Here is a 21,346-nt window from a genome sequence, read left to right on the forward strand (position 1 = left end):
ATGTATTTATATGGTGTAGTAATAGTTCGACCAGTGTTTCGTAAAGAGTACCGTGTCGTTGTGCTATTTGCACACTATGCGCCCCTTGATCTTTGGCACTCTCTTTAAAAATCTCCAAAAGAGCTTTCCCTTTACAAATGTTTTCTCTGCTTGTAGTCTCGTCTTCATTGACAAGCGTTTCCAGCAAAAGATCCCGTGAACCCAGACCAATATTTCCCGCAAGATTCATCGAAGTAGAAACATGTGCGTGTTCTACGGTGTGTAAAAGCGCCAAAGGAAGATTCAGTGTTTTCGAAAAGAATGCGCCATAAGCAGTGACGGATTGACTCAATTTTGACCCATCAATACATGCAAAGACTGTTTTTGTATTAGTATTTTTCATCAATGACCTCCCATCATTTTTTCAATCTCTTCGGGTTTATCATGAATCCCAAAACGATCGATAATTGTTTGATTTGCCTCATTAAGACCCATCAATTCGACCTGAGCGCCTTCACGGCGAAATTTAATCACCACTTTATCCAAGGCACTCACCCCTGTAATGTCCCAAAAATGAGCACGACTGAGATCAATCACCACTTTTTCGACCACCTCTTTAAAATCAAATGAAGCGATAAAACGATCAGCGGAATTAAAAAAGACCTGACCCACAACGGTGTAGATTTTGGTGTTGTTCTCTTCATCGAAACGCGATTCAACATACATAAAATGGCTGATTTTGTTGGCAAAGAAAAGCGATGCTAAAAGCACACCAGTTAAAACGCCATACGCCAAATTGTGCGTAAAAACAACGACAACAACGGTCATCACCATCACAAGATTTGTTGAAAAAGGAAGTGTTTTAAGCCTCTTTATCGAACCCCAATCAAACGTTCCAATGGAGACCATAATCATAATAGCCACAAGTGCCGCCATCGGAATCAGTGAGAGCCATTGGCTTAAAAATACCACCATGATAAGCAACATCACGCCTGCAAAGAGGGTTGAAAGCCTGCCGCGTCCACCTGATTTGATGTTGATGACCGACTGCCCGATCATCGCGCATCCTGCCATGCCACCAAAAAATCCTGCAACGATGTTCGCTACCCCTTGACCTTTACACTCACAGTTTTTATCGCTTTTGGTATCGGTGAGTTCATCCACAATGGTAGCGGTCATAAGTGACTCTAAAAGTCCAACAACCGCAAGCGCTGCGGAATAGGGAAAGATGATTTGAAGTGTTTCCAAACTCAAAGGCACATCGGGGAGTAAAAAAATGGGCAAGGTATCAGGCAGTGTTCCCATGTCACCGATGGTGCGCACATCCCAACCACTTAGCAATACAAACCCCGTAATCACCACAATCGTGACCAAGGGAGAGGGAACCAACTTACCCAACATAGGAATCAAAGGAAATCCATAAATGATGCCAAGTCCAAAAGCAACCAGTGCGTAAGTGTGCCACGAGACATGGGTGAGTTCAGGCAATTGCGCCATAAAAATCAAAATGGCTAACGCATTCACAAAGCCTACCACAACAGAGCGAGAAACAAAACTCATCAAAGAGCCCAACTTCAAATACCCAGCGCCTATTTGCAAAACGCCTGTCAAAACCGTAGCCGCAAGCAGATACTCTAAACCATACGATTTAACCAATGTCACCATCAAAAGCGCCATCGCTCCCGTGGCAGCTGAGATCATACCAGCGCGACCTCCCACAAACGCAATCACTACGGCGATACAAAACGACGCGTAAAGCCCCACTTTGGGATCAACCTCTGCGATAATTGAAAAGGCAATCGCCTCAGGAATCAGTGCCAATGCAACAACCAGACCTGAGAGAATATCGCCTCTTATATTTCCAAACCACTCTTTTTTTACTGTTAAGACCAACAATTTTTCCTTTGCATAGTGCAAGCGTAAAAGTACATAAAATCTGAAACTAAAACACAAGTATCTTTGTATGTAAGAGTTTTAGTATAGCCAAAGAAGCGTTATAAAGGCATAAGAGTACGTGTTTAAAAATACCAATACAACTTTGTCCAAAGCGTATCTTGAACCAGTTTTGAGCCGTATTCAGAGCCTATTTGTCCATCGTTCATATTGTAGGAAATATCCAAGAGCATGTTGTTTTTAAAGCTATACGTTGCGCCAAAAGAGTTTTGCATCGACTTATCTTCGAGGTTGTAAATATTTTTATAGTAAAGTGACCCATACAGCCAATCAAAGGGTTCTTTTTGTGAAAACTTGTTTATGAAATACTGATGATCAAAAAAAGGCTCAGACTTGCTGCTTTGATTTTTTTGGTAAAAATACTCACTGGTGATGCTCAACTCAAACTCGGTTAAATACTTTAACCCCACCAAATAAGCATAATCATCCGCGCCTAATGTTTTAGCAAACTCTCCATGCACTTCAATGTTCGTTTGAAGATTTTTAGAAAAATCCAGCCCTATTTTATCGCTCTGCTCGCTTCGATGATAATAGATAAGGTCAATATCCGTATCATACGCCAAAAAATAGGCTTTAACCCCTATATGATTTTGCTCTTCTTCATTAAAATCACTGTTCATCTGGTCATTGCTTTGCATCACAATGAGATCTAATGAGATATTTTTCACATCCCCATCGTAGCTTTTGTTGTACCGATAATTCGCCATCACATACCCCTCACGTGAAGCATCAGGGTCATTTGGGTCTTTCTTTCGATCAAAAAATGCGATGGGATTGACAAAGTAGCCTTTACCCCATTTAGGCGCTTTTTTACCGACCTCTATAAGATTATTTTGATCAAACTTATACTGCACGAAGAGTTGCGCGATGGTGTAGGCATCACTGTATTCGCCATCGACATCGTTGTAATTCACCATCACTTCAGAATCGAACTTGAACGCATCGTGAAAGTAAGCAAATTTAAGATCACCCTCGCTAGCATAAGTCTTCATGCTATCTTTGTTTTTAGTACGAAACTGCGGTGAGTCTTCATTTAAGCCTTGAAGTTTATTTTCACCTTTGAGATAACCACTCAAAGTATAGGGTTTGACCTCGATGGCATCAAGGTCAAAATCGTAATCTCCTGCATGGCCTAAAACAGCTGCAAAAAGAATTACATGTAAAGGTTTCATCTATTTTCGAAACTCTTGCACTTTGCCAATATTTTCGATGGTAAAGAGTTCATCGGCAAACTCACGCGAGGTTATTTTCCCATACACCATGATGGATTTGTAGCCTTTATACAGTGGCGAATCTGTCTCAATCACCGCAGGTCTTACGATGCCCCCACCAAAGTCTTTCATATCTTTGTAGTAGAGCGTTTTTATGAGCATCCCCGTAGAAGTATAACAGGCAATTTTTGTCGGTGTCACTGTTTTTTTATCGACTTCCATCAACAATTTATCATATGCAACCGTCTCATTTTTAGCTTTCAAATCTAAGACAATGATTGCCCCTTCATCTGTTTCACTTTTGATGTCATACTCAGCCGAGAAATCGAGTTGCATAATATCGCTGTTGTTAAATACGCCTCCCACCACACTTTGCATCGAAGTGATACGAATAGGTTTACCGACCTCAGGCAAATAAAGCCACATATTTTCATCCAATCTCAGTGTACTTCTGCCTTTTTCACTGTCAGGCTGTAAGAACAACGAGACAATTTTATCTTTGCCTTTTTTGATCTGATACAGCAAAAACTCTTTTTTACTCCCATCTGGCTCAATGTTAATGAGCTTTTTATAACTATCCGCAGAACTAGGACTGAGCTTTTTATCCACTTGTTCTAAAAGGCTCTCCGCTCCAAAGAGGGCTAGCGTTGTGAGTAAAAAAAGTATGATCTTCTTCATGGTCTTCTCCTAATAAGTACGTAACGCTTCAACAGGATCAAGTCTTGAAGCTTTGATGGCGGGAGATATGGACGCAACGAGTGAGATCAAAATAACGATGATACTCACACTAAGTATCTCATTTATCCCTAAACTCGGTGTTAAAATAAGACCGCTCTGTTGCCCAATGCTATAGGTAATTTTGACAATGTTGAGAAGATAAACAATCCCCAAAGACAAGATGCTTCCCACAACTGCTCCAAACACGCCTAACATCAAGCCTTCACATAAAAAAAGTTTGACGATGGTCAAAGGCGGTGTGCCCATCGCCGCGATGGTTCCTATTTCTCTGACACGCTCAAACACACTCATGATCATCACATTAAGGATGGAGATAAGAACAATCGAGATAAGAATGATTTGAATCGAAATATTCATAATATCAATCATCTTAATGATGTTGTAAAAAGGAGAGAGTTGCTGCCATGTGTGAATTTCCAAAACAGGCTTGCCCTCTTTATTGAATTTTTCCAAAAGTGGCTGAAGTGATTTTTCTGCAACTCCTAGTTTTTCTACATCTTTGAGGCGAAGGACGATTTCACTGATCTCAAGTTCATTATTCATACGCAGTGCCTTCTTGGCATCTTCGATGTGAATGTACCCATCCCTTCCTCCAGGTCCCATGACTTGCCCCACAATACCTGCAACTTTAAGGTTAATGCCATTGACGGAACCATTTTTGTTATTGGCAACCAAGACGATGGTATCGCCTATTTTGACATCCATACCTTTGATAAGCAGTTCAGGAACGATGATTTCGCCTGGTTTAAAGGTACCATTCATATCCGAAATTCGACTTTCAAGCAGTGGCAGCGTTGGAAATTCATCTTTAGGATTAATCGCATTCAGTCTGATGTTGGTCGTACTGGTAAAGTTAGAAAACATTGCACCAAACTTTATGCGGTAAGAGTAACTCTGCACATAAGGGTTAGACGCTAACGTTGATTCGATAAATTCTAACATTTTGGCATTGAGGTTTTTATCGAGAGGGAGGTTATCGACAGAAGCCACATACCCTTTTTTGTGTATCTGAATATGCCCCATTAACGAATCGGTAATCTGCCCAACCGTGTAACTTTTAAAGCTTCCTGACATCGCCGTGTAGATAAGCACAAAGATGACCCCTATCGTAATAAGTGAAGCCGTTAAAAGCGTTCTTCGATAGTTTCGTTTGAGATTTCGATAGGATATTTTAAGGATATTGTTCATTGGTTCATCCTTTGATCAGCTACAATTTCACCATCGACAAGGGTGATAAGTCTGTCCACATTCGAGACTATTTTTTCATCATGCGTTGCGAACACAAACGTCGTTTGATGCTCTCTTTGAATTTTTTTCATCAGATCAATAATCATATGCGCTGTTTTGGTATCAAGATTTGCCGTAGGTTCATCGGCAAAAACGATTTTGGGATTGGTGACAAGCGCTCTTGCAATAGCGACGCGTTGCATCTGCCCACCTGAGATTTTATCGGGTGTTTTGTCTTTATGATCCAGCATCCCTACTTCTTCTAAAAGCTTCAAAACCCTACTTTTGCGTTCATTCTCGCTTAAATTTTGAATCATAATAAGAGGATATTCAATGTTTTCATACACGCTCAAAACAGGAATAAGGTTAAAACTTTGAAAGATAAAGCCAATGTTTTCACCCCGAAAGTTAGCTCTTTGCGTTCGACTCATTGCTTTAGTAGAGACACCATCAATGATGATTTCACCACTAGTTGGAGTATCAAGGCACCCTAACATATTAAGCACCGTACTTTTTCCACTACCACTTGGACCCACGAGTGAAACAAACTCGCCTTCATTTATCTCCAGTGAAAAATCCTTGATAACCTCAAGATCTATCTCGCCTGCTCGATAAACTTTTTTCAGATGACTCGCTTTAACCATAGTATCTCCAAAGTTTTAATTTTAAACAATAGACTTCTTGCATAACCCTTGAAAAGATAAAGAGTTTGCTTAGAGTGCGTTAATTTTTGAAACTCAAAATTGAGTCATAGCCGAAGCTATGGCGATGTTTTTAGTTTCAAAAAGTGATGTGCTATAAGCGATACTCTTTTTGCAATGGGTTATGCAAGAAGTCTAATATAGACCGTCTATCTTAATAGCGTGTTAATACTAGAATAGTACACGATTACCTTCACTAAACTATCAAGTGAAGATAAACGAAGTTAAACACCTCATAGCTTCCTTTTTAACTATACTAAATGTATCAATCCTTCATATCCAATATAGAGACCAATACATAAAATAAGTCCTCCAGAGAAATAAGGTGCTTTTCTTGCGATGGTGCCAAAACCCGTAAATTTTTTCGACATATAGTTAGCACTAATTGCTGCAATTGAGCCTGTCAATACAAGAGTTATGGCTAATCCAATACTAAAACCTAGAACTAGTGTAGCGCCCAAAGCCATTTTTTTGAGTTGTAAACAAAGAAGGAGTACCGTAATACTTGCGGGACAGGGAATAAGCCCTCCTGTTAAACCAAAGAGTAAAACTTGCCAATTGGTTACATCTTTATTGGCGAATCGTTTTCGTATATCATTGGCATGTGCCAACTCATGCGCATCTTGGTATCCAGGGGAAGTAAGATCAAGTCCTACTAATTCATTATGTACATGTCCGTGAGCATGTTCTACAAACTCTATATCATAAGCATAGGCTTCTTCATTGTGCGTAAGAAGAACTCTTGCCATAAACTCATGAGGTTCTGGTATATCATCAACTGATTCTAAAAAATCACCTTTATCTATGAAAGAAAAAGATTGTGCTTCTCCATTTGCTCTTTCTGTTTGAACCGTGAATATATCTTGTTTTGTTATATCAAAATCTTTAGCAATTAATCTAAATTTTGGTGGTTGACCTTTTTCAAAGATTGATAAATTGATGATACCTATTTCTGTCTCTATGACAAAATCTTCACAATGATGATCATGTGCATCTTCTTTGTGATCATGTTCATAGGACTGTTGATGAGTTTTATATGTCTGTCGAATCATCCATAATGCTATGCCAATAATTATAATGGCAGAGGCAACTTGGAGATAAGGTTCAAGTACACCGTCACTATACTGTGCTCCAAAGTACAATCCCATTAAGGCGATGATCCAAACAATAGCAGTGTGTGAAATCGTAGCAGCAACACCAAGCATAACGGCTTGCCAAATACTTCCTTTAATAGCAATGATAAAAGAAGCCATCATCGTTTTAGAATGTCCTGGCTCTAACCCATGTAGGGCGCCTAATATAATAGCACTAGCCAATAAAACCCAAAGGTTTGACCCATCTGTAATAAGCGTTGTCATATCCATTTGTTTTTATTCCTTATAAATATTTCGTGATTTGTTTAAATTCATGAATCAGTTCATCGGAACTTAAGGTGCCATCTTTTGCGGCATTATCGAGACAGTGGTTTATATGATCATGAATTAAAAGCTTTTTTGCATTGCTTACAGCTTTTTCAACAGCATGTAGTTGCTGTGCTATCTCAGAACACGCGCGTTCTTCTTCAATCATGCTAATAATGCTTTTTAAATGCCCACTAGCTCTTTTTAATCGTTTTGAAACATCTTCATGTGAATTGTGTTTTGACATGTTATATCCTATAGGGGGGGATAGGATATTGTAAAATAAAAATACTTCAATAGAGTTTAGAAACTAAGACTTACATGTAAATCTTAGTTTCTAGCTGTATGGCTTTGCATCAATTTGAATAGAGACCAAATGTGTAGTATCATCGTAGGTATAGTGGAGGAAATATTTGTTGATAGAAACAATGGTTTTGATAATAAATAGCCCAAAGCCGTAGCCAGTAGAGCTTTTATGGCGTATGCTTGAGTCTATTTTCCATTGAGTACCCTCTTGCGAAACATCAATGGGCAAAGCATTACCTTTGTTATAAAAAATGAGGCTTTGGTCATTACATGTAATGTAAAGCTTTTTATCGGATGTATATTTTAGGCCATTATCAATCAAGTTTTTAAAACAAAGTACCCACAATTCTGCATTACCTTTAAGCAACAAAGATTTACAACCACTGATCACAATAGCATTTTTTTCAGTGGATTCAAACAGCTTCATCGCCTCTTCGATTAAATCTGAAGCCATGTTTAATGTCTCATCACTTTGGTGTTGTGCTACTATCAAGCGTTCAATGTGCAAAAATTCATCCAATTGGTCATTGAGCCCTTTTAAAATGTGAGCAAGTTTTGCATGACTCTCATAAGAAGGCTCTTGTTTGACATAAAACATACCCTTTGCAAGGGGGGTTTTCATCTCATGCATAAAGACTTTGTTAAACATTTCCCGCATTTCTATCATCTGTTTAAGCTGAGCAACTGAGCGATTATAAGAGTCAATCAAACGATAAATCTCTTCATGAGGAGAGGAGGTATCTAACGAAGAGAGATCGCCTGATTCAAGAGCTTTTAGTTTTTCATTGACGAGGGCAAGAGGCTTAAGCCCTTTTTGCAACCGCTTGTACACAAATACTTGCGATAACAATAATATGGTAAAAATAAAATGTACGACCTCATTACCACGAGGGAGTGCCTTATCGCTAAGTATCACTTCTCCTATTGAATTGTAAACGCGTAGCACTTTCTCATTTCCAATTTCAAGGACTTCAAATCCTTTAGTAACATCACCTCGTTTAAGTAGACTCTTAGCGTGAGTCGGTAATATTTCCTCATAAGGTGTCAATTCAAACAGCACTAAAACCTCTTTAGGAATGGGCAATGCTTGAAAAATAAAGGGCTGTAAAGCACTCACACTACTGAAATAGCGTGTCATATCCAATGCCTCTTGGCGTTGTTTTTGATCATAAATAAAAAGTGCCCACAAACCAATCATAACCATTGCTACTAAAACAAACAAAAATTTGGTTTGCTGTAAAAGTGAACTTTTGATACTACTCCACAAGGCGATACCCTCTTCCTCGTATAGATACAATATGTTTTTTATCGGAAAATGGCGCAATTTTAAGTCGAATTTTACTAATAATCATCTCCAAACTATTACCACACTGGGATTGAATGGCATAGGCTTCTGCTAAGAGCTGATCCTTGGAAACAATGGAGCCAAAATGTTTTATGAGTGCAAAGTAAACTTGAAACTCTGCTTCGGTAAGAAGGAGTGGCTTACCTTGATACAGCCCATCATGCGCATTTTTATCGATTTCAAAAGGTTTTACATGTAAGGTTTTTTCTAACCCACCACCCACTCTTCGGTATACACTGATGATACGCGCATACAACTCATCAGGGTCATAAGGTTTAGGGAGATAATCATCAGCGCCTATTTGTAGCCCCAAAACTTTATCTCCCACACTGCCCCTAGCCGAAGAGATGATGATAGGAATAGTACTTTTTTGTCGCATTTTCTTGCACACTTCAAGCCCGTCCATCCCCGGAAGTCCCAAATCAAGCAATACCAAATCATACTGCTTAAGATCCAATACCAAAGCCCTAAAAGGGTCATCGCATATCTCACAAGCAATGCTTCGATGGTGTAAAAAATCTACTATTAGCTCTGCAAATTCGATATCATCTTCTACGAGGAGTATTTTTATCATGTTATTTCATAATATATTTAACATTGTTTTTCCACGCAACATGACAAGAGATACATGTGCGATCAAGCTCTTGTGAAGCCTCTTGAGCTCCTGCCCAATCTTTTTGCAACAGTGCTTTTTCTATTTTTGCTACATCTTCATCCATGATTTTATCCATCACCACCAAAGTCTCCTTAAATGCTTCTCGCTCTTCTTGCGCCATAATTACCCATGGTTTATCTTTGGGGGCTGGATGCGTGCGTATAAAATCTATCCCTCTTTTGACCAAATAAGGATTCATCCCGATGATACCTCTTTGGATATTGCTAGCAGCATTGCCCATGCCCTCCATCAATTGTGCGTAAGTTATATCTTCTTGCTTCATGGACTTCAACAAATCCTCTGCTGTTTTAACCTCAGCAAACAATGCGCTAGAGAGTCCAACCAGTAATGCTACAGTGATGATTTTATGACTATTTTTCATGATTATTCCTTTAAATTGTAGCTAATTTTTGAATGATTGCTTGTTTTTGTGTATCATTTAACACACTTAGAATATCGCCAATGGCTTTAGCCTGCGCTTCGATAAAATCACGGGAAGCTTGAGCTTGTTCTTTGATAAATAAACCTTTGTCAAAATGACCATTTTTATCCAAAGGAATGGCAACTTTTTGCTTTTGAGTAGTCACATCACATGGCTTTTGTGCTAAATCTCTCATGATACTTTGTATCGCCATCTTTTGTTTGATTTCAAGCTCTATCGTCGAAATGGCAGACATCAATACCGCCATACTATTCACGCTTGAGGGTTGGTTAAACCAAGTACCTCTCAAGTGATCCTCGGCGCAAAAATCCCTCGCACCCATGGGTCCACCAAAACCATAAGCAACATTTGTCGCCAACACAAAAGCAAATCCTAATGCTATTATTTTTGTTTTCATCTTCTATCCTTTGGTTTTGGGAACCACATTCTTTTGAGAATATTTTCTTTTGTTTTCAACATATATGAAAAGACTCCGATGATATGAATAACGATCAGTGCAATAAGAACTTTTGAGAGCATCCCATGAACAACGCCTACTGTTAAAGCCTTAAAATTTTCAGGCAAAGCGAGGGTTGAACCAAAAAAGATGATCTCCGATAACCCTGTCATTCTTCCTAGTACAATACCACTAACCGCCATGGCAAGGATAACCATGTAAATCAAAAGGTGATTCAAAGAAATGAGTTTTTCTCTCAAAATACCCATTTGGGTAAGCTTTGCGGGTTTTGGGTATTTGGCTAAAACGATTAACCTTACGATGGTAAGAAGAAAAATAAACAACCCTAGCACAATGTGCACCTTGAGTGAGCCTATTTTTGCAATAGTATTGGGGATATTGGAGAGAACAAGCGTACCGCTCACCAAAATAAAAGTGAGCAATATGCCTTGAAACCAGTGTAGAATGACTAACGGATTACTGTATGTTTTAGGCATCATCTGTTTTCCTTGATGTTTTGATAATGAAATCTTACAATGCAAGATTCATCACAAAATCAAGTGAAATTAAACGAACTTAAACCAACAATAAAACAATTTCATCCACACTCAAAAGTTTTCCACTACTTTTAACTTCAATCTAATATGCAAGAGTTCAAACTGTAAGCTTTTTCAAAAGGTTTTATCTTTACATGTAAAGATAAAACCGATGCGTTTACGTGCCTAAAAGGGAGCTGTAACGCGTCTCTTCCATGGCACGTCCAGCACCAAGGATAATGTTATGCAGAGGATTTTCCACAAGATTGACCTGTATCTCTAACTTCGCACTGAGGTAGCGATCGAGTCCTTGAAGCATCGAAGAACCGCCTGTGAGCAAGATGCCTTGATCGTAAATATCTTGGGCAAACGAAGGGGGGAGCTCTGAAAGCAGTGAATGGGTGAGTGCTACCATTTTATCGGCAAGGGGCATAATGGCACGGTGCACATCGGTGGAGCTGACCACAAAACTCTCAGGCAGTCTGGAGACGAGATTTTTTATATTGATTTTCATCGTTTTTTCTTCGGTTTCAAACAAATTACCCAGCTCTTTTTTCAAACGCTCTGCATCGTTATGCGAGATGAGAATACGTTTATGCGCTTTAAAATACTCGATAATCGCCTCATCAAGGTCATTCCCTGCAAGGCGAAGCGACTTACTCATCACAATGCCATTGCACGAAAGCAGTGAAATATCGCTCACACCAGCTCCAATGTCAAGCACTAAAACACCTTTGGGTAGCTCAATGGACTGCATAGAACCAAGAGCCGCAGAAAAAGGGTCTTTGATGAGCATCACATCACGTGCACCCCCATCTTTGCACGCTTCCACCACCGCACTTCGCTCCATGGATGTCAGGTCGCTCGGCACACTCACCACGATAGTTGGCTTGAAAAAACGACGTTGCGCAATACGCGAAATCACCTCTTTGATATAGGCTTTTGCCACCGTCAAATTGGCAATCGCCCCTCTGGAAAGTGGGTGCATGATTTCAATGTATTTGGGATTTTTACCCCACATGCGCCTTGAAGAAGCACCTCCATCAAAAAAGGAGTTTCGGTTATTATCAAAAGCGATGGAGGTGGGTTCATCTAAAATAATCCCACGGCTTGGTTGATACACCAGTGTATTATTGGTGCCAAGATCAATGGCAAAGGCGTTGGAAGAACGGAGAATTGCAAACATTACAACTCTTTAGGTGTGACTGATTTTTTAGCTTTTTTCTTACGACTGTAGATGTTAATCGACTCAACCGCAAGGGAGAATGCCATCGCAAAGTAGACATATGCTTTTGAGATATGAAGCCCAAGCCCTTCAGCGATCAAAGTTACCCCCACCAAGATCAAAAACGAAAGTGCTAAAATTTTGATGGTAGGATTCATATCGATAAAATGTGAGATGCCTTTACTAGCAAACATCATCACTCCAACCGCGATCACAACGGCTAAAATCATAACGATGATGTCATTCGCCATACCCACTGCGGTAATGACCGAGTCAAGTGAGAAGACGATGTCCAAGATCGCGATCTGAATGAGTGTATTGAAAAAACCGCGTGAGCCTTTTTTGAGCTCTTTTTCCTCTTCGCCTGCCTCTTCAATATCTTGGTGAATCTCCGTCGTTGACTTTGCAAGCAGGAAAAGTCCTCCGATGATTAAGATCAAATCGCGCCCTGAAATATCTTGCCCTAAAATGGTCAAAAGAGGTGTCGTAAGCTTCATAATCCAAAAGAGTGATAGTAAAAGCATAATGCGGGTGATCATCGCAAGTGCGAGTCCAAAAATGCGCCCTTTATCGCGTTGATGGGCTGGTAAACGCCCTACTAAAATGGCAATAAAGATAATATTGTCGATGCCAAGTACAATTTCCAAAGCCGTCAAGGTCAATAACGCCATAAGCGCTTCAAGGGTAAACAACGATTCTAACATTTCATTCTTTCCTGATTTTTGTTTATTTCATTGTACCGACTTTTGGGTATAACTCTTCTTAGTAAATCCTCTTGTTAAGCTAGCTACGTTATAATTTGTCCATTGTTATCTAAGGAGTTTTTATATGATTTTTGGAAAGATAGATTATATCAATCTACTTCCGTTTCATGTTTTCTTAAAAAAATCTTCTCTACCCAATGCTTTTAAACGCTCATGTGAACATCAAAAATCCGTTCCCTCCGCCATTAATCGCAAATTTAGAAAACGTGCTGTGGATGCTGCTTTTATCTCAAGCATTGAGAGTAAACGCACAGGGATTAAACGCCTCAATATCGGCATTGTGGCGCAAAAAAATGTTAAAAGTGTCATCATGAAACAAGGTGAGCCCAAAAGTGATCCTGCATCCGCAACATCCAATAAACTAGCCCGTGTCCTTGGGTTACAAGGTGAAGTGTTTATTGGTGATCGCGCTTTAAAGCTCTATTTAAAATCCCCCGAAACCTACATCGATCTTGCGCAAACATGGCATGACACGTACCATTTGCCGTTTGTATTTGCCCGTTTTTGTGTCAATGCCCGTTACCGTTTTTACAAACGTCTCTCAACTCAATTTGTACGACATCCGATTAAAATTCCCAACTACATTCTCTCCCAGTACGCCAAAGAGCGTGGTATCGTTGAAAAAGATATTAAAGCGTATCTCAAACTGATTAGCTATACTATCGGACGAAAAGAGCAAAAAGCGCTCTTTATGTTTTTAAAAAAAGCCAAACGCCTTTAAGCCTTCATCGTAAAATCCCCAAAGGAGTTGCCTGATGTCTGTGAAAAGTGATATTGAGAAAGTTTTAAAATCCACGATCCAAAGTACCCCTGGACAAACCGAGTTCTACCAAGCCGTTGAGGAGGTTTTGATCTCCCTTGAACCGCTTTTACACGCAGAACCCAAATACGATCAGTACAACATTTTAGAGCGCATCGTCATCCCCGAGCGCCAAATTCTTTTTCGCGTCGTTTGGATGGACGACCAAGGCAAAATTCAAACCAACATCGGCTACCGTGTGCAGTTTAACTCCGCCATTGGACCTTACAAAGGCGGTCTTCGTTTTCACCCGAGCGTCAATCTTGGGATCATCAAGTTTCTAGGCTTTGAGCAGATTTTTAAAAATTCCCTCACAGGGCTTGCCATCGGCGGTGCCAAAGGGGGAAGCAATTTTGATCCCAAAGGAAAAAGTGAAGGCGAAATCATGCGCTTTTGCCAATCATTTATGGTCGAACTTTCCAAACACATCGGCGAAACCAAAGACATTCCAGCAGGCGACATTGGCGTGGGAGGGCGCGAAATTGGTTATATGTTTGGCGAATACAAACGTCTTACGAGTCGTTTTGAAGGCGTTTTAACGGGGAAAGGACTCAACTGGGGTGGCTCCCTTGCGCGCACCGAAGCGACAGGCTATGGCTCTGTCTATTTCGCCGAAAACATTCTCAACAAAGCCAGCGACTCACTCAAAGATAAAGTCTGCACCGTCTCAGGCGCAGGTAACGTTGCCCTCTACACGATCCAAAAACTCTATGAGATGGGCGCACTTCCCGTTACATGTAGCGATTCAAAAGGGATGATTTACGACAAAAATGGTGTCGATTTCACCGTGCTGAAAGCGATCAAAGAGGTAGCGCGTCAAGACCTCAGTGAATACATCAAAATTCGTCCTAATGCCGTCTATATTCCCCTCTCTGAGTATCCTCAAGGAACCAATGCGGTGTGGAGTATCCCTTGTTTTGCGGCCTTTCCAAGTGCTACTCAAAATGAACTTAACCTGACCGACGTCCAAATTCTCTACAAAAACGGGTGTCGTTTGGTCAATGAGGGTGCGAACATGCCAAGTACCCCTGGTGCGATTGGCTTTATGCTGGCACACAAGATGTTCTACGGCCCTGCCAAAGCCGCCAACGCGGGAGGTGTCGCAACCAGTCAACTGGAGATGAGTCAAAATGCCAGCATGCAAAAATGGAGTTTTGCCGAGGTTGACAGCAAACTTCACACCATTATGCGGTCTATCTTTGATCTTGCCTACGCCACCTCAAAAGAGTTTGGAAATGAGGGAAATTTGATGCTGGGTGCAAACATCGCAGGCTTTCGAAAAGTAGCCGACTCCATGATCGACCAAGGCGCGGTGTAGTAAAACGGGCAAAGCCCGTTTTACATGTAAAGATTTAAAAAGTGTTTTTAAGTACCCAACGTATTAAAAACACGATCTCCTGCGTCTCCAAGGCCGGGAACGATATAGCCATTTTCATTCAGCCCATCATCCACACATGCCGTAAAAACAGGGACATCTGGGTGAACGTCACTAAAACGCTTTAACCCTTCAGGCGCCGAGACCAACGCTAAAAAGCGAATATCTTTGACCCCTTTGCTTTTAAGAAAATTCACCGCATCAATCGCTGTGCCACCCGTCGCAAACATCGGATCAATGATGATCGCGGTACGCTCAAGATGATCCGAGGGAAGTTTGGCATAGTAAAACTCTGCTTCGAGTGTTTTTTCATTGCGTTGAAAACCCAAAAAGCCTACGCTCGCATCGGGAATCAGTTTAAAAACACTGTCCAACATGCCAAGAGCAGCTCTTAGAATCGGGCAAATCATAATCTTAGCATCCAGTTTTTTAGCATTTGCCACGGCAACAGGGGTTTGAACCTTAACGTCACGAAGCGGTAAATCTCTGGTTGCCTCAAAGAGCATCAAATAAGAGATTTCATCGACCAAAAGTCGAAACTGAAAGGGCTCTGTTTTTTCATCTCTTAAGATCGAAAGTTTATGCTCAATCAGAGGATGTTTGATGACATGAACATTTTTCACGTTATTTCAACTCCGCGTCGATCATCGCTTGTAAATCTCTTTTATACAGACCAATATCAAAGTCCTCTACACGAGCTACGCCATCTTTAATTGCAGCTTCAGCCACCGCAGCAGAGACCCAAACAAGCACACGTCTGTCAAATGGTTTTGGAATAATGTAATGAATACCAAACTTCAACTCTTCACCATTGTAGGCTGATTTGACATAATCAGGCACCTCTTCTTTCGCCAATTTGGCCAAAGCAACAGCAGCCGCCATTTTCATGCCTTCGGTTACTTTGGTTGCTTTGACATCCAACGCACCTCTAAAGATGAAAGGGAAACCTAACACGTTGTTGACTTGGTTTGGATAGTCACTTCTTCCTGTTCCCATCATTACATCATCTCTGACCGCATGAACTTCTTCTGGCAGAATTTCAGGAGTTGGATTCGCAAGGGCGAAAATAATAGGGTATGGATTCATGGATTTAACCATCTCCGCACTCACAACACCCGGCGCTGAAAGTCCAAGGAACATATCTGCACCCTTCATGGCATCCTCAAGTGTGCGATCACTTGTCTCTAAGGCAAATTCTGCTTTGTAGCTGTTAAGATCGTCTCGACCTGAGTGAATCACCCCTTTGGTATCGATCATAACGATCTTTTTAGCGCCCAAAAGTTTGTACATTTTTGCACATGCAATACCAGCAGCTCCAGCACCTGAGACGACAATTTTCATATCTTCGATTTTTTTACCGCTGATCTCAAGGGCATTGATAAGACCGGCAGAGGTAATCATCGCCGTACCGTGTTGGTCATCGTGCATCACGGGGATATTGACACATGCTTGAAGTTTTTGCTCAATCTCAAAACATTTAGGTGCTTTAATATCTTCGAGGTTGATACCGCCAAACGTTGGAGCCAGTGCTTTACAAATAGCTATAATTTTATCAGGATCTTTTTCATCCAATTCAATATCAAACGCATCAACGCCTGCAAATTTTTTAAACAGAACGGATTTGCCTTCCATAACAGGTTTACCAGCGACTGCGCCAATATCACCCAGACCAAGAACCGCTGTTCCATCGGTAATCACCGCAACAAGATTGCCTTTGTTGGTATAGGTATAGGCTAGCTCGTTATCTTTTTCAATTTCAAGACATGGATGGGCAACACCTGGAGTATAGGCCATTGAAAGGTCTCTGGCTGTATCACAACGTGTTTTAACATTGATCTCGATCTTTCCACCAACGTGGTATGCTAAAGATTCCTCTTTCGTTACTTTTCCTTTATGACTCACCAGAACTCCTTTGAAATAAAATTAATGTTTCGATTCTTTTAACCACGTCTTCATATCCAATAATTTCCAAAACGTCAAAAATAGAAGGACTGACTGAACTGCCTACCATGGCAATACGAATCGCTTGCGCCAAATCTTTAAGCTTTAAGCCGCGCTCTTCTAAGAATGCTTTGGTAAATGTTTCAAATTCACTCGCAAGTAAAAGCGATTTCTCACCTTTTAATACCACCAAATAGTCTTCTAAAACGCCTAGTCCATCGGCAGTTAAGAACTTCTCAACCGCTTTTTCATCGTAACACGTTGGTGCCTCTAAAATCTGCTGAATAAGGTTTGCAAACTCGACCAAGGTTTTTGCACGGTCACGAAGTGCGTCAATCAGTAACTCTTTCTTTACATGTAAGGAAATATCGACATCAAAAAAGCGCAATTCTTCAATCAAACGCTCATAACTGGCCTGCTTAATGTAATGCGTATTAAGCCATACCAATTTTTCTTGGTTGTAGGCTGACGCTGATTTGTTGATATGCGAAGGATCAAAGAGCGCTTGCATTTGCTCAAAAGAAAAAATCTCCTGATCGCCATGACTCCACCCCAAACGAATGAGAAAATTCAGCAGTGCTTCTGGCAAATACCCTTCGCGTTTATACTCCATCACATCCACCGCACCATCGCGTTTGGAGAGCTTTTTCCCTTGCGGATTTAAGATCATCGGCACATGGTAAAATTTTGGAATTTTAAAACCAAAGGCTTCATACAAAATGATCTGTTTAGGGGTATTAGAAACATGATCGTCGCCTCTAATGACCTCATTAACACCCATCAGCGCATCATCAATGACCACAACAAAATTATACGTTGGCGTGCCATCACTGCGCGCAATAATAAAATCATCAAGAATGTCAGTGGCATTAAAACAGATTTCACCTTTGACACCATCGACAAAGGAAATCACGCCACTCGTGGGCGCTTTAATGCGAATCACAGGCTCAACGCCCACAGGAGGTGTACCTGTAAAATCACGGTATCTGCCATCGTAATGCGGGCGCTCTTTGCGTGCGGATTGCTCTTCACGCAGGGCATCAAGCTCTTCTTTGCTCATATAACATTTATAGGCTTTGCCTGCATCTAAAAGTTTTTGAACATAACTTTTATACAGATCAAAACGCTCAGATTGATAAACAACCTCACCTTCATGTGCCAATCCCACCCATTTAAACGCTTCTATAATGGCATCTACGGCTTCTTTTGAGTTTCGTGCGAGGTCTGTATCTTCAATGCGAAATAAAAATTTTCCACTGTTTTTTTTCGCCCAAAGATAGCTGTAAAGGGCTGTGCGAAGCCCTCCTATATGCAAATATCCCGTAGGACTAGGGGCAAAACGTGTCACTACCATGACTCTACCTTCACTGTAATTTGATGAATTATGTATAAATTATGTATCATTTTGTTACGCGTTAACTAAAAATTCTACGAGAGCGGACGCAAAAACATTTTTTTAATTTTTTTTGTCTAAAAACATGTTATCATTCGTAGCTCTTATTTTTAATACAGACACGATTATATAGCTATTTTTCTTAAAACAAAGGACTATTGATGAAGATAAACCTAAAGGTGTTAACTTTTGTAACGTTGAGTGCTACCCTTCTTTTTTCACCTGTCAATGCAGGAACCATTGATGGCGTTTCCGTTATTATTAACAAAGAACCCATCACGCTTTACGATGTTTTCAAATACTCACAGCGCTTTAACATCTCTAAAAAAGAGTCTTTGGACATTTTGGTAAGACAAAAGTTGGAAGAGTCTGAGATCAAAAAACAAAGTATCACCGTTGATAATTTTGAAGTTGATCAGTACATTGAAAACTTAGCAATTAGCAACAACATGAGTCAATACGACTTTCTCAATATGATCCGTTCAAAAAACATTGATGTCTCCGAGTACAAAGAAGATCTCAAAAAGAAATTACAACGCGATAAGCTGTATAAAAAAATTGTCAACACCAAAATGCAACAAATGGGTGATGGTGAGCTTCAAGCCTATTACAATGAAAACCTCAATGAGTTTTCACAAGCCAGTGCGTTTGATGTAACGATCTATACCAGCGCAAATCAACAAAGCCTTGCCGCGATTCAAAGTAACCCCATGAGTGCAGTGAGTGATGTTGAGCTTAAAGAGGGAAAACTTGAAGCGAGTCAAACCGATCCAAAATTAGCAGCCCTGCTTAACAAAACGGCCATTGGTCACTTTTCACCTGTTGTCAAATCCGATGCCAATAACTACGCGATGTTTTTTGTGAAAGAGAAACACAATGTGCAAAGTGTCTCATTTGAGAACGCTAAAAACTATATCTACTCAAAACTAAGCGAAGGTAAAGAGCAAAAAGCGATTGAAGAGTTTTTTGAAAAACTCAAATCTTCTGCCAATATTCAAGTCGTTAGAGCGCCATAATTTTTTACATGTAAACGAAAAAAGGGGCTTGCTTCAAAATCGAAGCAAGCCCCTTTTTTATCTCGAAAAATGTGTTTTAGTAGTGTGAAAGGTAGTTTGTATCGAAATGATTTTCGATAAAATCAGGATTTTCCATCATGTTTAAGTGAAAATCACGAACAGTTTTAATGCCCTCGATTTGTAACTCACTCAAAGCTTGTTTCATCTTTTTGATCGCACGTTCACGGTTTTCACCCCAAACAATCAACTTTCCAATCATAGAGTCATAATGCGGTGGTACAGAATAGCCTTGGTACGCATGTGAATCCATACGTACATTGCGGCCTCCTGGAATGATGTACTTTGTAATCTTACCTGGGCTTGGGATGAATTTGACAGGATCTTCCGCCGTAATACGACACTCAATCGAATGACCTTTGAAAGTAAGGGCACTTTGATCAAAAAGTTTTTCACCCTCCGCAACGCGAATCATCCACTCGATGATGTCAATGCCGCTAACCATTTCACTCACACAGTGTTCGACTTGAAGTCTCGTGTTCATCTCCATAAAGTAGAAGTTTTTATCGGCATCCAAAAGGAACTCAAAGGTACCGGCATTTTCATAGCCGATGTATTTGGTTGCCTTAACCGCGACTTCGTGAAGGCGTGCTCTGGTTTTATCATCAAGTGCAATCGCAGGAGACTCTTCAATCAGCTTTTGGTGACGTCGCTGCATCGAACAGTCACGCTCGCCTACATGCACAACATTGCCAAACGAATCGCCAATAACTTGCACTTCAATGTGACGAGGATTTTTGATGTATTTTTCCATATAAAGCGCGCCATCGCCAAACGCACTGAGCGCTTCGCTTTCAGCCGCAAGAAACGATTTTTCCAAATCTTCCATCTTCTCAACCACACGCATACCACGTCCACCACCGCCTGCACTCGCTTTGACAATCACAGGAAGTCCGATCTGTTCAGCCAATTTTTTGGCGTCTTCAACACTCTCAAGAATGCCTTCACTCCCAAGGATAACAGGCACGCCTGCTTTTTTCATCACATCTTTGGCTTTGGATTTATCGCTCATCAAAACCATAGAGTCCACTGAAGGGCCGATAAATTTGATATTGTGGTGTTGGCACACTTCAACAAAGGTTTGGTTTTCACTTAAAAAACCATACCCTGGGAAGATCGCGTCACACCCACTGATTTCAGCGGCACTGATAATGGCAGGAATGCTAAGATAACTTTCCGATGATTTGGGGCCACCAATGCAAATACTCGCATCAGCATGTTGAAGATAGAGCGCATCTTTGTCCGCCGTAGAATAAACCGCAATCGCTTGCTTGCCCATCTCTTTGATGGTTCTTATTGCGCGAAGGGCGATCTCACCACGATTGGCAACAAGAATTTTCTCAATCTTCATTACACTTTCTCCACCGCAAAGATTGGCATATCGTATTCTACTGGCTGACCATCTTCAACAAGGATTTCTAAAATTTTACAATCAAATTCTGCTTCGATTTCATTCATAATCTTCATCGCTTCGATAATGCCAATAGGCTGACCTTTACGGATCACATCGCCTACTTTGGCAAAGGGAGCAGCACCAGGAGCTGGAGAACGGTAGAATGTTCCAACCATCGGTGATTTCATACTAAGACCTGCGGGTGCAGCATTAATGCTCGCTTCGCCGCCAACGTGAGCAGCAGGTGTTGCAGCAACAGCGTGTGCAACACCTGCTGCTTGATGTACGACAGGCGCAGGAGCTGCTGCATAGGCAACAGGACCATCAAAACCTTTTTGAAGTTCAATGCTAAAATCACCCTCTTTGATTTTCAATTTTGTAATATCGCTTTTATCAAAAATACGTATTAACTCTCTAATCTCACTTTTGTCCATTCGGTTTCTCCTAAATATTT

At 40.7% G+C, this 21,346-nt stretch carries 22 protein-coding genes and 1 pseudogene; 3 read left to right on the forward strand and 20 right to left on the reverse strand.

Features of this window, described 5'->3' with window-relative positions:
• The 15 genes and pseudogenes from JU57_RS06325 to JU57_RS06395 all read right to left on the reverse strand — a co-directional run.
• Positions 1-382 (reverse strand): annotated as a pseudogene (locus tag JU57_RS06325) (hypothetical protein); the annotation flags it as partial.
• On the reverse strand, positions 382-1,872 hold the full coding sequence (locus tag JU57_RS06330; protein WP_349678041.1) for a SulP family inorganic anion transporter: 1,491 nt from the start codon (positions 1,870-1,872) through the stop codon (positions 382-384). The gene JU57_RS06330 and the pseudogene JU57_RS06325, both read right to left, overlap by 1 nt.
• A gap of 125 nt (positions 1,873-1,997) precedes the next feature.
• Positions 1,998-3,104: a hypothetical protein gene (locus tag JU57_RS06335; RefSeq protein WP_037958489.1), complete on the reverse strand. Its 1,107-nt coding sequence runs from the start codon at positions 3,102-3,104 to the stop codon at positions 1,998-2,000.
• On the reverse strand, positions 3,105-3,821 hold the full coding sequence (locus tag JU57_RS06340; RefSeq protein WP_037958492.1) for an outer membrane lipoprotein-sorting protein: 717 nt from the start codon (positions 3,819-3,821) through the stop codon (positions 3,105-3,107).
• Between the two features lie 9 nt (positions 3,822-3,830).
• Complete coding sequence (locus tag JU57_RS06345; protein WP_037958495.1) at positions 3,831-5,069, reverse strand: FtsX-like permease family protein; 1,239 nt, start codon at positions 5,067-5,069, stop codon at positions 3,831-3,833.
• Entirely contained in the window at positions 5,066-5,752 is a 687-nt protein-coding gene (locus JU57_RS06350) for an ABC transporter ATP-binding protein (protein WP_037958498.1), read from the reverse strand. The genes JU57_RS06345 and JU57_RS06350 overlap by 4 nt, the downstream gene beginning before the upstream one ends.
• A gap of 308 nt (positions 5,753-6,060) precedes the next feature.
• Positions 6,061-7,173, reverse strand: coding sequence for a nickel/cobalt efflux transporter (locus tag JU57_RS06355; protein WP_037958501.1), 1,113 nt, complete (start codon positions 7,171-7,173; stop codon positions 6,061-6,063).
• A 13-nt stretch (positions 7,174-7,186) separates the two neighbouring features.
• Positions 7,187-7,456 (reverse strand): metal-sensing transcriptional repressor, encoded by a 270-nt coding sequence (locus tag JU57_RS06360; protein WP_037958504.1) that lies wholly within the window; start codon positions 7,454-7,456, stop codon positions 7,187-7,189.
• 90 nt (positions 7,457-7,546) lie between these two features.
• Positions 7,547-8,575, reverse strand: a complete 1,029-nt coding sequence (locus JU57_RS06365) for a hypothetical protein (RefSeq protein ID WP_294876312.1) — start codon at positions 8,573-8,575, stop codon at positions 7,547-7,549.
• A gap of 196 nt (positions 8,576-8,771) precedes the next feature.
• Positions 8,772-9,434, reverse strand: coding sequence for a response regulator transcription factor (locus JU57_RS06370; RefSeq protein ID WP_037958511.1), 663 nt, complete (start codon positions 9,432-9,434; stop codon positions 8,772-8,774).
• A 1-nt stretch (position 9,435) separates the two neighbouring features.
• Entirely contained in the window at positions 9,436-9,897 is a 462-nt protein-coding gene (locus JU57_RS06375) for a hypothetical protein (protein WP_037958514.1), read from the reverse strand.
• A gap of 10 nt (positions 9,898-9,907) precedes the next feature.
• Positions 9,908-10,354 (reverse strand): hypothetical protein, encoded by a 447-nt coding sequence (locus tag JU57_RS06380; protein ID WP_037958517.1) that lies wholly within the window; start codon positions 10,352-10,354, stop codon positions 9,908-9,910.
• Complete coding sequence (locus JU57_RS06385; protein ID WP_037958520.1) at positions 10,351-10,893, reverse strand: cytochrome b/b6 domain-containing protein; 543 nt, start codon at positions 10,891-10,893, stop codon at positions 10,351-10,353. The genes JU57_RS06380 and JU57_RS06385 overlap by 4 nt, the downstream gene beginning before the upstream one ends.
• Positions 10,894-11,107: 214 nt before the next feature.
• Positions 11,108-12,115, reverse strand: a complete 1,008-nt coding sequence (locus JU57_RS06390) for a rod shape-determining protein (protein WP_037958523.1) — start codon at positions 12,113-12,115, stop codon at positions 11,108-11,110.
• Entirely contained in the window at positions 12,115-12,858 is a 744-nt protein-coding gene (locus JU57_RS06395; RefSeq protein ID WP_037958526.1) for a TerC family protein, read from the reverse strand. The genes JU57_RS06390 and JU57_RS06395 overlap by 1 nt, the downstream gene beginning before the upstream one ends.
• 124 nt (positions 12,859-12,982) lie before the next feature.
• On the opposite strand from JU57_RS06395, the gene JU57_RS06400 reads away from it, so the two are divergent.
• Complete coding sequence (locus tag JU57_RS06400; protein ID WP_037958529.1) at positions 12,983-13,639, forward strand: MqnA/MqnD/SBP family protein; 657 nt, start codon at positions 12,983-12,985, stop codon at positions 13,637-13,639.
• Positions 13,640-13,673: 34 nt separating this feature from the next.
• Positions 13,674-15,035, forward strand: coding sequence for an NADP-specific glutamate dehydrogenase (gene gdhA, locus JU57_RS06405; protein WP_037958531.1), 1,362 nt, complete (start codon positions 13,674-13,676; stop codon positions 15,033-15,035).
• Positions 15,036-15,082: 47 nt separating this feature from the next.
• On the opposite strand, the gene upp is transcribed toward gdhA, so the two are convergent.
• The 3 genes from upp to gltX are packed head-to-tail and all read right to left on the reverse strand — an operon-like array spanning position 15,083 to position 18,387.
• Positions 15,083-15,715, reverse strand: coding sequence for a uracil phosphoribosyltransferase (upp, locus tag JU57_RS06410; RefSeq protein ID WP_037958534.1), 633 nt, complete (start codon positions 15,713-15,715; stop codon positions 15,083-15,085).
• 1 nt (position 15,716) lies between these two features.
• The gene (locus JU57_RS06415; RefSeq protein ID WP_037958536.1) at positions 15,717-16,994 is read right to left on the reverse strand and encodes a malic enzyme-like NAD(P)-binding protein; all 1,278 of its coding nucleotides are present in this window, start codon (positions 16,992-16,994) and stop codon (positions 15,717-15,719) included.
• A complete protein-coding gene (gene gltX / locus JU57_RS06420; protein ID WP_037958538.1) occupies positions 16,984-18,387 on the reverse strand; it encodes a glutamate--tRNA ligase in 1,404 nt (467 codons plus the stop codon). The genes JU57_RS06415 and gltX overlap by 11 nt, the downstream gene beginning before the upstream one ends.
• A gap of 200 nt (positions 18,388-18,587) precedes the next feature.
• Between gltX and JU57_RS06425 the strand changes: the two genes are divergently transcribed.
• Positions 18,588-19,442, forward strand: coding sequence for a peptidylprolyl isomerase (locus JU57_RS06425; RefSeq protein WP_037958540.1), 855 nt, complete (start codon positions 18,588-18,590; stop codon positions 19,440-19,442).
• 76 nt (positions 19,443-19,518) lie between these two features.
• Here JU57_RS06425 and JU57_RS06430 read toward each other — a convergent pair whose 3' ends face one another.
• Together JU57_RS06430 and accB are read right to left on the reverse strand one after the other, a co-directional pair.
• Positions 19,519-20,850: an acetyl-CoA carboxylase biotin carboxylase subunit gene (locus tag JU57_RS06430; protein ID WP_037958543.1), complete on the reverse strand. Its 1,332-nt coding sequence runs from the start codon at positions 20,848-20,850 to the stop codon at positions 19,519-19,521.
• Positions 20,850-21,326: an acetyl-CoA carboxylase biotin carboxyl carrier protein gene (accB, locus tag JU57_RS06435; RefSeq protein WP_037958546.1), complete on the reverse strand. Its 477-nt coding sequence runs from the start codon at positions 21,324-21,326 to the stop codon at positions 20,850-20,852. The genes JU57_RS06430 and accB overlap by 1 nt, the downstream gene beginning before the upstream one ends.
• Positions 21,327-21,346: the final 20 nt, after the last annotated feature.

Origin of the sequence: Sulfurospirillum sp. SCADC (assembly GCF_000743525.1) — a bacterium.
Lineage (GTDB): Bacteria > Campylobacterota > Campylobacteria > Campylobacterales > Sulfurospirillaceae > Sulfurospirillum.